The sequence below is a fragment of the Streptomyces sp. NPDC002476 genome (assembly GCF_042889785.1).
Classification (GTDB): Bacteria; Actinomycetota; Actinomycetes; order Streptomycetales; family Streptomycetaceae; genus Streptomyces.
In genome coordinates this window covers 68,717-81,475 of the sequence record NZ_JBIARH010000010.1, presented here as the reverse complement: position 1 = coordinate 81,475, position 12,759 = coordinate 68,717, and the positions used below count along the sequence as shown (strand labels likewise).

The 12,759-nt window shown below is 69.0% G+C and carries 10 protein-coding genes and 1 tRNA gene; 1 reads left to right on the top strand and 10 read right to left on the bottom strand.

The window, feature by feature from the left end; all coding sequences use genetic code 11:
- Positions 1-41: 41 nt before the first annotated feature.
- The 5 genes from ACFYXM_RS14655 to ACFYXM_RS14635 form a co-directional block, all read right to left on the bottom strand.
- Complete coding sequence (locus ACFYXM_RS14655) at positions 42-1,061, bottom strand: rod shape-determining protein (protein ID WP_360117287.1); 1,020 nt, start codon at positions 1,059-1,061, stop codon at positions 42-44.
- Between the two features lie 290 nt (positions 1,062-1,351).
- The gene (gene ndk / locus ACFYXM_RS14650) at positions 1,352-1,765 is read right to left on the bottom strand and encodes a nucleoside-diphosphate kinase (RefSeq protein WP_389289362.1); all 414 of its coding nucleotides are present in this window, start codon (positions 1,763-1,765) and stop codon (positions 1,352-1,354) included.
- Positions 1,766-1,861: 96 nt separating this feature from the next.
- Positions 1,862-2,221: a DUF4233 domain-containing protein gene (locus ACFYXM_RS14645; protein ID WP_389289361.1), complete on the bottom strand. Its 360-nt coding sequence runs from the start codon at positions 2,219-2,221 to the stop codon at positions 1,862-1,864.
- A 3-nt stretch (positions 2,222-2,224) separates the two neighbouring features.
- Entirely contained in the window at positions 2,225-3,748 is a 1,524-nt protein-coding gene (locus tag ACFYXM_RS14640) for a bifunctional folylpolyglutamate synthase/dihydrofolate synthase (protein WP_389289360.1), read from the bottom strand.
- A gap of 256 nt (positions 3,749-4,004) precedes the next feature.
- Positions 4,005-6,626, bottom strand: coding sequence for a valine--tRNA ligase (locus ACFYXM_RS14635; RefSeq protein ID WP_389289359.1), 2,622 nt, complete (start codon positions 6,624-6,626; stop codon positions 4,005-4,007).
- Positions 6,627-6,792: 166 nt separating this feature from the next.
- Here ACFYXM_RS14635 and ACFYXM_RS14630 point away from each other — a divergent pair, with 166 nt between their 5' ends.
- Positions 6,793-7,797, top strand: a complete 1,005-nt coding sequence (locus ACFYXM_RS14630; RefSeq protein ID WP_389289489.1) for a hypothetical protein — start codon at positions 6,793-6,795, stop codon at positions 7,795-7,797.
- Between the two features lie 69 nt (positions 7,798-7,866).
- On the opposite strand, the gene clpX is transcribed toward ACFYXM_RS14630, so the two are convergent.
- The 5 genes from clpX to ACFYXM_RS14605 all read right to left on the bottom strand — a co-directional run bounded on the left by clpX (position 7,867) and on the right by ACFYXM_RS14605 (position 12,740).
- Complete coding sequence (gene clpX / locus ACFYXM_RS14625) at positions 7,867-9,165, bottom strand: ATP-dependent Clp protease ATP-binding subunit ClpX (RefSeq protein WP_362023220.1); 1,299 nt, start codon at positions 9,163-9,165, stop codon at positions 7,867-7,869.
- A gap of 176 nt (positions 9,166-9,341) precedes the next feature.
- Positions 9,342-10,025 (bottom strand): ATP-dependent Clp protease proteolytic subunit, encoded by a 684-nt coding sequence (locus ACFYXM_RS14620; protein ID WP_351522557.1) that lies wholly within the window; start codon positions 10,023-10,025, stop codon positions 9,342-9,344.
- 78 nt (positions 10,026-10,103) lie between these two features.
- Positions 10,104-10,709 (bottom strand): ATP-dependent Clp protease proteolytic subunit, encoded by a 606-nt coding sequence (locus tag ACFYXM_RS14615; RefSeq protein ID WP_362023629.1) that lies wholly within the window; start codon positions 10,707-10,709, stop codon positions 10,104-10,106.
- Positions 10,710-11,003: 294 nt separating this feature from the next.
- Positions 11,004-12,440: a trigger factor gene (gene tig / locus ACFYXM_RS14610; protein WP_389289358.1), complete on the bottom strand. Its 1,437-nt coding sequence runs from the start codon at positions 12,438-12,440 to the stop codon at positions 11,004-11,006.
- Between the two features lie 223 nt (positions 12,441-12,663).
- A tRNA-Pro gene (locus ACFYXM_RS14605) sits at positions 12,664-12,740 on the bottom strand.
- Positions 12,741-12,759 lie beyond the last annotated feature (19 nt).

Below are 12,759 nucleotides of genomic sequence, written 5' to 3'. Positions count from 1 at the left end.
CCCGCGTGCGCCCGTCCGCCCGCGGGCTCGTGCCCTGCCGTCTACCGGCGGGGCTGGGCGTCCAGCACCTGCTGGAGCGCCTCGAATTCCTCGACGCACTTGCCGGACCCGAGCGCCACCGAGTCCAACGGGTCCTCGGCGATGTGGATCGGCATACCCGTCTCGCGGCGCAGCCGCTCGTCCAGCCCGCGCAGCAGCGCGCCGCCGCCGGTGAGGACGATGCCGCGGTCCATGACGTCGCCGGAGAGCTCCGGCGGGCACTTGTCGAGCGTGGTCTTCACGGCGTCGACGATCGCGTTGACCGGTTCCTCGATGGCCTTGCGGACCTCGGCGGCCGAGATGACCACGGTCTTGGGCAGTCCGGAGACCAGGTCGCGGCCACGGATCTCGGTGTGCTCGTCCTTCTGCAGGTCGTCCGCCGAACCGATGGTGATCTTGATCTGCTCGGCCGAGCGCTCGCCGAGGAGGAGCGAGTACTCCTTCTTGATGTGCTGGATGATCGCGTTGTCCAGCTCGTCGCCGGCGACCCGGATCGACTGGGCGGTGACGATGCCGCCGAGCGAGATGACCGCGACCTCGGTGGTGCCGCCGCCGATGTCGACGACCATGTTGCCGGTGGCCTCGTGGACCGGCAGCCCGGAGCCGATGGCCGCCGCCATGGGCTCCTCGATGATGTGCACCTGCCGGGCGCCGGCCTGCGTCGACGCCTCGATGACGGCGCGGCGCTCGACCCCGGTGATGCCGGAGGGCACGCAGACCACGACCCGCGGACGGGCCAGGTAGCGGCGCTTGTGGATCTTCAGGATGAAGTAGCGGAGCATCCGCTCGGTGATTTCGAAGTCGGCGATCACGCCGTCCTTCAGCGGGCGCACGGCGACGATGTTGCCCGGAGTGCGCCCGATCATCTTCTTGGCCTCGGAGCCGACCGCCAGGATGCCGCCGGTGTTGGTGTTGATGGCCACGACGGACGGCTCGTTCAGTACGATGCCGCGCCCCCTGACGTACACCAGCGTGTTGGCAGTCCCGAGGTCGATAGCCATGTCACGACCGATGAACGACATTGAGTTCCCCTTGTTCCCCATGAGGATGCGTCGGGCCTCCCAGGAAAGCGATGATGGCTTGTTCTGGTCGGCGAGGTGAGCGCTGTGGGCGTGGAAGATTCCATCGTAGTGCCGTGTGCACGGACACCGTGCGAGGGTCCTTCGCCATTGTGGGCGGAACGGGTGGCCGTTCCACTCATGGTGACGTTACGTCGGAGTGATGCGTTCCCGCGACCCCGACTCGTACGCCGAAGGGCGACCGAATTAATTCGGTCGCCCCGGGGCATGAGCGCTGTTCGGCTGATTCGAGGTCAGAAAAGTCCGGGAAAGAAAAGCTTCAGTTCCCGCTCCGCCGACTCCTCCGAGTCCGACGCGTGGATGAGGTTCTCCCGGACGATCGAGCCGAAGTCGCCGCGGATGGAACCGGGCGCGGCGGCGATCGGGTCGGTGGGCCCGGCCAGTGTACGGATGCCCTCGATGACCCGCTCGCCCTCGGCGACCAGTGCCACGACCGGACCGGACAGCATGAACTCGACGAGCGGCTCGTAGAACGGGCGGCCCACGTGCTCGGCGTAGTGCTGCTCCAGGGTGGCGCGGTCGAGGGTGCGCAGCTCCAGCGCGGTGATCCGCCAGCCGGCCTTGCGCTCGATCCGCCCGACGATCTCGCCGACCAGTCCGCGCCGGACGGCGTCGGGCTTGAGCAGAACGAGGGTGCGCTGGGTCATGGTGTGCGGCTCCTTGCGGGCATGCGAGTGCGGTGAGGCGAGGCTACAGGGCGGTGGGGGCAAGGCCGCGACCGGGTTTGGCCAAAGGATGACGGATCAGCCACCGGCGGGGGCCTCTGCCGACTCCTCCGCGGCCGCCCACCGGGCCTTGGCCTCGTCGATCTTCCGGCCGTAGTGGACGGAGGCCCACCACAGACCGCCGAAGACCAGGCCGAGAACGAACATCATCGGGACGAAGAAACCACTGGCCACCAGGGCGATCTGGAGGACCCAGCCGAGCTGTGTGCCACCGGGGCGGCCGATCATCCCGCAGAGCAGCACGGAGAGCACCATGCCGATGCCGCAGACCGTCCAGACCGTGGAGGTCGTGAGGTCGTCCGATTTCATCGCGACGAGGCCGGCGAATCCGATCACGAAGAATTCACCGATCAGCGTCGACGCGCAGAGCATTCGCACGGGTCAGCGCCTTCCCAGAAGCAGTCGGGCCTCGCCGACCGTGATCACGGAACCCGTCACGAGCACGCCCGCGCCCGAGTATTCGGCCTCCTCCTCGGCGAGAGTGATCGCCGCCTCCAGCGCGTCGTCGAGACGGGGTTCGACCTGGACGCGTTCGTCGCCGAAGACCTCGACGGCGACGGCGGCCAGGGCGTCGGCATCCATCGCACGGGGAGTGGAGTTCTGGGTGACGACGATCTCGGCGAAGATCGGTTCGAAGGCTTCGAGAAGGCCCTTGACGTCCTTGTCCTCGCTGACGCCGACGACCCCGATGAGCCGGGAGAAGCCGAACGACTCGGTGATCCCGTCGGCGGTGGCGCGGGCGCCCGCCGGGTTGTGGGCGGCGTCCAGGACGACGGTCGGGCTGGAGCGGACCACTTCGAGACGGCCGGGCGAGACCACCGAGGCGAACGCCGAGCGGACCGTGTCGGGGTCGAGCGGGCCGGGCCGCTCGGCGCCGACCCCGAAGAACGCCTCCACGGCGCAGAGCGCCACCACCGCGTTGTGCGCCTGGTGGGCGCCGTACAGCGGGAGGAAGACCTCCTCGTACTCGCCGCCGAGCCCGCGCAGTGTCAGCAACTGGCCGCCGACGGCGACCTCGCGGGAGACCACGCCGAACTCCATGCCCTCGCGGGCGACCGTGGCGTCCACCTCGACGGCCTTCTTCAGCATGACCTGCGCCGCGTCGACCGGTTGCTGCGCGAGGACGACCGTCGCGTCCTGCTTGATGATCCCGGCCTTCTCACCGGCGATCTCGGCGGGCGTGGCGCCCAGCCGGTCGGTGTGGTCCAGCGAGATGGGGGTGATCACGGCGACCGGGGCGTCGATGACGTTCGTCGCGTCCCAGCTGCCGCCCATGCCGACCTCGACGACGGCGACGTCGACCGGCGCGTCGGCGAACGCCGCGTACGCCATGCCCGTCAGCACCTCGAAGAAGGAGAGCCGGTAGGGCTGCCGGCTGTCGACCAGCTCCACGTACGGCTGGATGTCCCGGTACGTCTCGACGAACCGCTCCGGGTCCATCGGGGCGCCGTCCAGGCTGATCCGCTCGGTGATCGACTGGACGTGCGGCGAGGTGTAGCGGCCGGTGCGCAGATCGAAGGCGCCGAGCAGGGCCTCGATCATGCGGGCCGTGCTCGTCTTGCCGTTGGTCCCGGTGATGTGGATCGAGGGGTAGGCACGCTGCGGCTCGCCGAGCACGTCCATCAGCGCGGCGATGCGCGTGACGGAGGGCTCCAGCTTCGTCTCGCCCCAGCGCCCGGCGAGCTCCTGCTCCACCTCGCGCAGCGCCCTGTCCACCTCGGGGTCGGCGGGGCGGGCGGGGACGGCCGGGCCCTGTGGCAGGCCCGAGCGGGTGCGCAGCGTACGGCTCCCGGCCTCGATCACTGCCAGGTCGGGGTCGCGCTGGGTCGCTTCGTCGACGATGTCCGCGAAGGCGTCGTCGGAATCGGAGGCGTCGTGCCGGTCGGAAGGGCGGGGCTCACTCACAGGGCCAGTCTACGGATCGGCGACGGCGACACGCGCGGCGCCCGACCGCGGGACGGTGACGGCTCCGGTCGCGGGCCCGTCGACGCGCCGGAGCCCCGGCCCTGCTGTCCCGGACACGGGCCCGGCCTCCGGAGCCCGGCCGTACGACATCCGACGGCCGCCGACGGGCTCCCGTGCTCCCCTCGTACACAGGGACGGCGAAGCCCCCGCCCGCCCGCGCCTCGGCGGGGGTACGGGGGCTTCGTCAGGACTCCGCTCAGCCCTGCGGCAGGTTCGCCAGCTGGGCGGTGATCCGCTCGATGTCCGCCTCGGCCTTGGCGAGACGGCCGCGGATCTTGTCGACCACGTTGTCCGGGGCCTTGGCGAGGAACGCCTCGTTGGCCAGCTTGCCGTTGGCCTGGGCCTTCTCCTTCTCGGCGGCGCCCAGGTCCTTCGTCAGGCGCTTGCGCTCGGCCTCGACATCGATGGTGCCGGACAGGTCGAGGGCGACCGTGGCGCCGGCGACCGGCAGCGACGCGGTGGCGTGGAAGCCGTCGCCGGCGGGCTGGAGGCGCAGCAGCTGACGGATGGCCGCCTCGTGCGGGGCGAGCGCCGTGCCGTCCAGGGTGAGTTCGGCCGGGACCTTCTGACCGGGCTGGAGGCCCTGGTCGGAGCGGAACCGGCGGACCTCGGTGACGACCTGCTGGACGAGCGCGATCTCCTGCTCGGCCGCTTCGTCGCGGAAGCCGCGGTCCTTCGGCCAGTCGGCGACGACGACGGACTCCTTGCCGGTGAGCGTGGTCCACAGCGTCTCGGTGACGAACGGGACGACCGGGTGCAGCAGGCGCAGCATCACGTCGAGGACCTCGCCGAGGACCCGGCCGGAGACCTTCGCCTGCTCGCCGCCCGCGAAGAACGTGGTCTTGGACAGCTCGACGTACCAGTCGAAGACCTCGTCCCACGCGAAGTGGTAGAGCGCCTCGCTGAGCTTGGCGAACTGGAAGTCGTCGTAGTACGCGTCGACCTCGGCGACGGTCTTGTCGAGGCGCGACAGGATCCAGCGGTCGGTCACCGACAGCTGCTCGACGGGCGGGAGGTCGCCCTCGACCGTGGCGCCGTTCATCAGCGCGAAGCGCGTGGCGTTCCAGATCTTGTTGGCGAAGTTGCGGGAGCCCTGGACCCAGTCCTCGCCGATCGGGACGTCGACCCCGGGATTGGCGCCGCGCGCCAGGGTGAAGCGCAGCGCGTCGGAGCCGTACTTGTCCATCCAGTCCAGCGGGTTGACCGCGTTGCCGAAGGACTTCGACATCTTCTTGCCGAACTCGTCGCGGACCATGCCGTGCAGGACGACGGTGCGGAAGGGCGGGACGCCGTCGTTGACGTACAGGCCGAACATCATCATCCGGGCGACCCAGAAGAAGAGGATGTCGTAGCCGGTGACCAGGACGGAGTTCGGGTAGAACTTCGCGAGGCTGTCGGTCTTCTCCGGCCAGCCGAGCGTGGAGAACGGCCACAGGCCGGAGGAGAACCAGGTGTCCAGGACATCGCTGTCCTGCGTCCAGCCCTCGCCGGTGGGGACCTCGTCGTCGGGTCCGACGCAGACGACCTCGCCGTTCGGGCCGTACCAGACGGGGATGCGGTGGCCCCACCACAACTGCCGTGAGATGCACCAGTCGTGGAGGTTGTCGACCCAGTCGAAGTACCGCTTCTCCATCTCCTGCGGATGGATCGCGACCTTGCCGTCGCGGACCGCGTCGCCGGCGGCCTTGGCGAGCGGGCCGACCTTGACCCACCACTGCATGGACAGGCGGGGCTCGATGGTGGTCTTGCAGCGCGAGCAGTGGCCGACGGAGTGGACGTACGGCCGCTTCTCGGCGACGATCCGGCCCTCGGCGCGCAGGGCGCCGACGATCGCCGAGCGGGCCTCCAGACGGTCCAGGCCCTGGAAGGGGCCGGGGGTGGTGATGACGGCGTGCTCGTCCATCACGGTGATGGACGGCAGGTCGTGGCGCTGGCCGATCTCGAAGTCGTTCGGGTCGTGCGCCGGGGTGACCTTGACGGCGCCGGTGCCGAACTCGGGGTCGACGTGCTCGTCCGCGACGACCGGGATGGAACGGTCGGTCAGCGGCAGGTTGATGAGCTTGCCGATCAGGTGCCGGTAGCGCTCGTCCTCGGGGTGGACGGCGACGGCCGTGTCACCGAGCATGGTCTCGGCGCGGGTGGTGGCGACGACGATGGCGTCGTCCCCGTCGCCGTACTTCATGGAGACGAGCTCGCCGTCGTCGTCCTGGTATTCGACCTCGATGTCCGAGATCGCCGTCAGACAGCGGGGGCACCAGTTGATGATGCGCTCGGCGCGGTAGATCAGCTCGTCGTCGTAGAGCCGCTTGAAGATGGTCTGGACGGCCTGGGACAGACCCTCGTCCATGGTGAAGCGCTCTCGGGACCAGGCGACGCCGTCACCCAGACGGCGCATCTGGCCGGAGATCTGTCCGCCGGACTCGTTCTTCCACTTCCAGACGCGCTCGACGAAGGCCTCGCGGCCGAGGTCGTGGCGGGACTTGCCCTCCTTGCCCAGCTCGCGCTCGACGACGTTCTGGGTGGCGATGCCGGCGTGGTCCATGCCCGGCTGCCACAGGGTCTCGTGGCCCTGCATGCGCTTGCGGCGCGTGAGGGCGTCGATGAGCGTGTGCTCGAAGGCGTGGCCCAGGTGGAGGCTGCCCGTGACGTTCGGCGGCGGGATGACGACCGCGTACGGCGGCTTGTCGCTCTTCGCGTCCGCTTCGAAGTAACCCCGTTCTACCCAGCGCTCGTACAGCTTCCCCTCTACCTCGGCCGGTGCGTACTGGGTCGGCAGTTCGGGGTTGCTGGCTGGCGTCTGCTGAGTGTTCTCGGTCACGGGGGACAGTTTACGGCTGTCACAGTCGTGCGCCGAAACCGGTTTGTTCGGTAACGGTGTGCCACCCGGTCGCCCGTACGGGCGCCCTTTCCGTCAGGATGTTCGGAACACATAAGCAGTCACGACACCTCCGGTGAGCACTTCGTCCGAACAGGGGACACCGCACATGAGCCACAACCAGCCCGGACCGTACGGCCAGCAGCCTCCGCAGGGTCAGCCCAACCCCTACGGGGCCCAGCCGCCGCAGGGCCAGCCGGGTCCGTACGGGCAGCCCCCGCAGGGCCAGCCCGGTTACGGCCACCCGCAGCAGGCCCCGGGCCCGCAGGGCGTCCCCCCGCAGCAGCCCCAGCCGGGCTACGGCCCCCCGCAGCCCCAGCAGCCCGGCCCCTACGGCCAGCAGCCGCCCGCTCCCCCGTACGGCCAGGCCCCGTACGGCGGCCAGATGCCGGTACCGCCGGCCCAGCCGAAGAAGAAGACGGGCCTGATCGTCGGCGGCATCGTGCTGGCGCTCGCGGTCATCGGCGGCGGGGTGTACTTCGTGCTGTCGGGCGGTGGCGGCGCGAGCAACAGCGATGTCGCGGAGTCCACCAAGGGCTACAAGATCACGCCGACGGAGTCGGTGGACGACTACAAGAAGGCCCCGTCCGGCTCGGCACAGACCGAGGGCCCCCTGACCGGCGAGGCCAAGACCAGGGCCGAGGGTCTGGGCATCAAGAACCCCCAGCAGGTCCTCGCTTCGTACCAGTCCGGTTCCGAGAGCGACCTCACGAACATGAAGTCCCTGGCCTTCTCGGGCATCTGGGGTGAGGTCACCGACCCCGCGAAGGTCATCAACAGCGCCTTCACCGACGCCGAGTCGCTGTACAAGAAGGGCGACAAGGACATGGAGGCCGAGCTCGACGGAAGCCCCAGGGCGGTCACCCCGGCGGGCTTCGAGGGCGCGCTGATGAAGTGCCAGGACATGAAGGTGACCAACAAGAAGGGCGACGGCACTCCCCAGAACGGCCCCAAGGAGTTCACGGTCCCCGTCTGTGTCTGGGCCGACTACAGCACGGTCGGCACCGTCGTCGGCATCGACCTGAAGCTCGCCATGGCCGGCAAGGGCATGCCCCAGGACTCGCTGGCAGCCCTGACCGCCAAGCTCTACAACACGTCCCGCACCAAGCTCTGACCGCACCACGACACCACGAGGGGCGCCCGGCAGACGGATCTGCCGGGCGCCCCTCGGGTATGCGGGCCGCTACGCGGACTTCTCGTGGCGACCGCCGTCGTTCTTGCCGATCGTGCGCGGCTCGCGCGGGACCAGTGTCGGGTTCACGTTGTCGCGGACGACGTCCGCGGTGATGACGACGCGGGCGACGTCCTTGCGGGACGGGACCTCGTACATCACCGACTGGAGGACCTCCTCCATGATGGCCCGCAGGCCACGCGCGCCCGTGCCGCGCAGGATCGCCTGGTCGGCGATGGCCTCCAGGGCCGGGCGGTCGAAGTCCAGCTCCACACCGTCGAGTTCGAAGAGACGTTGGTACTGCTTCACCAGGGCGTTACGCGGCTCGACCAGGATCTTGAGCAGCGCCTCGCGGTCCAGGTTGTGGACCGAGGTGAGGACGGGGAGACGGCCGATGAACTCCGGGATCATCCCGAACTTCACCAGGTCCTCCGGCATGACCTCCTGGAACTGGTCGCTCGCCTCGATCTCGCGCTTGGAGCGGATCGTCGCACCGAAGCCGATGCCCTTGGCGCCGGCGCGCGACTCGATGATCCTCTCCAGCCCGGAGAAGGCACCGCCCACGATGAACAGCACGTTCGTCGTGTCGATCTGGATGAACTCCTGGTGCGGGTGCTTCCGGCCGCCCTGCGGCGGGACGGAGGCGGTGGTGCCCTCCAGGATCTTCAGCAGGGCCTGCTGGACGCCCTCGCCGGAGACGTCACGGGTGATCGACGGGTTCTCGCTCTTGCGGGCGACCTTGTCGATCTCGTCGATGTAGATGATCCCGGTCTCGGCCTTCTTGACGTCGTAGTCCGCCGCCTGGATCAGCTTGAGCAGGATGTTCTCGACGTCCTCGCCGACGTAGCCGGCCTCCGTCAGCGCCGTCGCGTCGGCGATGGCGAACGGGACGTTGAGCATGCGGGCCAGGGTCTGCGCGAGCAGCGTCTTCCCGGAGCCCGTGGGGCCCAGCAGAAGGATGTTGGACTTGGCCAGCTCGATGGCGTCGTCACGACCCTGCGCGCCGCCGTTCTCGCCCGCCTGGACCCGCTTGTAGTGGTTGTACACAGCGACCGAGAGGGCCTTCTTCGCGGGCTCCTGCCCGACGACGTACCCCTCGAGGAACTCGTAGATCTCGCGCGGCTTGGGGAGTTCCTCCCACCGCACCTCGGAGGTCTCCGCGAGCTCCTCCTCGATGATCTCGTTGCAGAGATCGATGCACTCGTCGCAGATGTACACACCGGGTCCCGCGATGAGCTTCTTCACCTGCTTCTGGCTCTTTCCGCAGAACGAGCACTTGAGCAGATCGCCGCCATCACCGATGCGTGCCACGAGGTGCTTCCCCTTCGCCTGGGAGCAGCTTGGTTCAGCGGCTCCTGGTGCCTCTATCCGACGGTACCTTGCCTTGCCCCCCGTTCGGGCCCCCCTTGGCGCGGTTCACGCGGTTCGCGCGGTCCAAGCGTTCTCAAACCGCCCGAATCCGCCGCGCCAAGGGCTGAAGGCCGATGTCAGGCGGCCGCTCCGGCCGTGCTCTTGCGGGTCGAGACGATCTGGTCGATCAGACCGTAGGCGAGGGCGTCCTCGGCGGTCAGGATCTTGTCGCGCTCGATGTCGTCGCGGATCTTCTCCAGCGGCGTGGTGGAGTGCTTGGCCAGCAGCTCCTCCAGCTGGGTGCGCATCCGCAGGATCTCGTTGGCCGCGATCTCCAGGTCGGAGAGCTGCTCACGCCCGGTCTGCGAGGACGGCTGGTGGATCAGCACCCGCGCGTTGGGCAGGGCCATCCGCTTGCCGGGCGTGCCCGCGGCGAGCAGGACGGCCGCGGCCGAGGCGGCCTGGCCCATGCAGACGGTCTGAATGTCCGGCTTCACGAACTGCATGGTGTCGTAGATCGCGGTGAGCGCGGTGAACGAGCCGCCGGGGCTGTTGATGTAGACGGAGATGTCACGGTCCGGGTCCATCGACTCCAGGCACAGCAGCTGGGCCATGACGTCGTTGGCCGAGGCGTCGTCGATCTGCACGCCGAGGAAGATCACGCGCTCCTCGAAGAGCTTCGCGTACGGGTCGTACTCGCGCACGCCCTGCGAGGTGCGCTCCACGAAGCGCGGGACGATGTAGCGGTTGTCCACCTGCGGGCCGGTGTAGAGGCCGCTCGCGGAGGCGCCGGGGAAGTTGTTCATGTGGGTGTTCACCATCCTGGTGGCGTTCTGTGGCTGGGTGTCTCGGCGTACGAGAGGTGCGCGTGGCGCGGAGCCGATCCGGTGGGTGCCGGATCAGGCGCCGGTGCCGCCGCCGCCCGGAACGCCCGATGCGAACGAGATGATCTCGTCGATGAGGCCGTACTCCTTGGCCTCCTCCGCGGTGTACCAGCGGTCGCGGTCGCCGTCGCGGATGATCGTCTCGACCGTCTGGCCGGAGTGTCGGGCGGTGATCTCCGCCATCCGCTGCTTGGTGCGCAGCAGGTACTGGGCCTGGATCTTGATGTCGGAGGCCGTACCGCCGATGCCGGCCGAACCCTGGTGCATGAGGATGTCGGTGTTCGGGAGCGCGAAGCGCTTGCCCGCGGTACCGCCGGTCAGCAGGAACTGGCCCATCGAGGCCGCCATGCCCATGCCGATGGTGACCACGTCGTTCGGGATGTACTGCATGGTGTCGTAGACCGCCATGCCGGCCGTCACCGAGCCGCCGGGGCTGTTGATGTAGAGGTAGATGTCCTTGTCCGGCTCGGCGGCGAGAAGAAGCAGCTGCGCGGTGATCTTGTTGGCGATCTCGTCGTCGACCTGCTGGCCGAGGAAGATGATGCGCTCGCCGAGCAGCCGGCTGTAGACCTGGTCGCCGAGTCCTCCACCGATGGACGGCTCTCCGGCGGCGTAAGGCATCAGATTCGTCACGTGTCCACCTGCTCGTCTCTGACGGCTCCGGCCGTCTCAGCGTCTTCGTACCGGGTGGGCGGGGGCTCCCCTGCCCTTCCTATTCATGGACCCTAACGCGCAGGTGGGACAACGCCATCCCGCTTCCCCAACTGTTCGCTGGGAGCGCAAGCTCCGCAGTCCGCACAAGGGTTGTGGGCCATCGCGCCTGCCGCCGACGGCCTCGACCGGTGGTCCGCCGGTCCAAGTCGACGGGCTCCGGACGCACAGCGTCCGGAGCCCGTCGTACGGATCGTGCGAGGCTCAGGCCTCGTTCTTCTCCGCGGCGGCCTCGGTCTTCTCCTCCGCCTTCTCGGCGGCGTCGGTGGCTTCCTCGGCGACGGCCTCGGCGGAGCCGTCGGCGGCCTCGACCGTCTCGATGGCCTCCTCCTCGTCCTCCAGGTCGACGGGCTCACCGTTGGTGTCGACGACCTTGGCGGCCTCGACGACCACGGCCAGCGCCTTGCCGCGGGCGACCTCGCCGACGAGCATCGGCACCTGGCCGCCCTCGACGACCGCCTGGGCGAACTGGTCGGGGCTCATGCCGGAGGAGGCGGCACGGCGCATGAGGTGCTCGGTGAGCTCCTCCTGGTTGACGTTCAGCTTCTCCTTGTTGACGATCTCGTCCAGGAGGAACTGGGTCTTGATGCCCTTGACCGCCTGCTCGGAGGTCTCGGTCTCGAACTCCTCGACGGTCTTGCCCTGGATCTCCAGGTACTTGTCGAGGGTCAGGCCCATCTGACCGAGCTGGTGGTGCTCCAGGTTGTGCCGACGGGTCTGGACCTCGTCCGCGAGGAGCTTCTCCGGGATCGGGACCTCGGCCAGCTCCAGCAGGGCGTCCAGGACGCGCTCCTGGGCCTGGGTGGCCTGCTCGTACTGGCGGCTCTCCTCGAGGCGCTTGCGGCTGTCCGCCTTCAGCTCGTCGAGGGTGTCGAACTCGCTCGCCGTCTGGGCGAACTCGTCGTCCAGCTCGGGGAGCTCACGGGCGGCGACGGCGGTGACCTTGACGGTGACCTCGGCCTCCTTGCCCGCGGCCGAGCCGCCCTTCAGCTCGGAGGTGAAGGTGGCCTCGCCACCCGCCTCCAGGCCGGTGACGGCGGCGTCGATGCCGTCGAGGAGCTCACCGGAACCGATGGTGTACGAGACACCCTCGGCGATGCCGTCCTCCAGGACCTCGCCGTCGACCTTCGCCTGCAGGTCGACCGTCACGACGTCGCCCTCGGCGGCGGCGCGCTCGACCGGGCTGGTGGAGGCGAAGCGCTCGCGGAGCTGCTCCACGGCCTTCTCGACGTCCTCGTCGCCGACCTCGACGGCGTCGACGGTGACCTCGATGCCGGAGTAGTCCGGGATCTCGATCTCGGGGCGTACGTCAACCTCGGCGGTGAAGGCCAGCAGCTCGCCGTCCTTCAGCTCGGTGATGTCGACCTCGGGCTGGCCGAGGACGTTGAGCTCACCCTCGTTGACGGCCTCGGTGTAGAACTTCGGGAGCGCGTCGTTGACGGCCTCCTCCAGCACCGCGCCGCGGCCGAACCGCTGGTCGATGACCCGCGCCGGGATCTTGCCCTTGCGGAAGCCCTTCACCGTGACCTGCTGGTTGATCTTCTTGTACGCCGCGTCGAGGCTGTCCTTGAGCTCCTCGAAGGGCACCTCGACAGTGAGCCGAACCCGGGTCGGGTTCAGGGTCTCCACGGCGCTCTTCACGGTTCGGTCTCCTTGTGGCTGACTTCTTGGGGTTCTGCTCCGCCGCACGGGGGGCGGCTTCGCGGACCGAGCCCGGTACATCAGACACACGGGCACGCATTTTGCATAGTAACGGCAAGGAGACGGACTCCCACAATGCGCTCTCGCCGGTGCTCCGCGATCCCGCCGGGGCGATCCCGGCCGGTGGTCCGTGATCTTGCCGGGTGGTCCGTGTACGTGCCGGTGGTCGGGGTGGCCGGATTCGAACCGACGACCTTCCGCTCCCAAAGCGGACGCGCTACCAAGCTGCGCCACACCCCGTCGGTGCGACACGTAGGGT

What these genes read in the sequence shown, in the direction of transcription:
- ACFYXM_RS14620 (WP_351522557.1), bottom strand. Translation starts at nt 10,025, where the DNA reads ATGGTGAACACCCACATGAACAACTTCCCCGGCGCCTCCGCGAGCGGC.
- ACFYXM_RS14655 (WP_360117287.1), bottom strand. Translation starts at nt 1,061, where the DNA reads ATGTCGTTCATCGGTCGTGACATGGCTATCGACCTCGGGACTGCCAAC.
- ACFYXM_RS14630 (WP_389289489.1), top strand. Translation starts at nt 6,793, where the DNA reads ATGAGCCACAACCAGCCCGGACCGTACGGCCAGCAGCCTCCGCAGGGT.
- ACFYXM_RS14615 (WP_362023629.1), bottom strand. Translation starts at nt 10,709, where the DNA reads ATGCCTTACGCCGCCGGAGAGCCGTCCATCGGTGGAGGACTCGGCGAC.
- ndk (WP_389289362.1), bottom strand. Translation starts at nt 1,765, where the DNA reads ATGACCCAGCGCACCCTCGTTCTGCTCAAGCCCGACGCCGTCCGGCGC.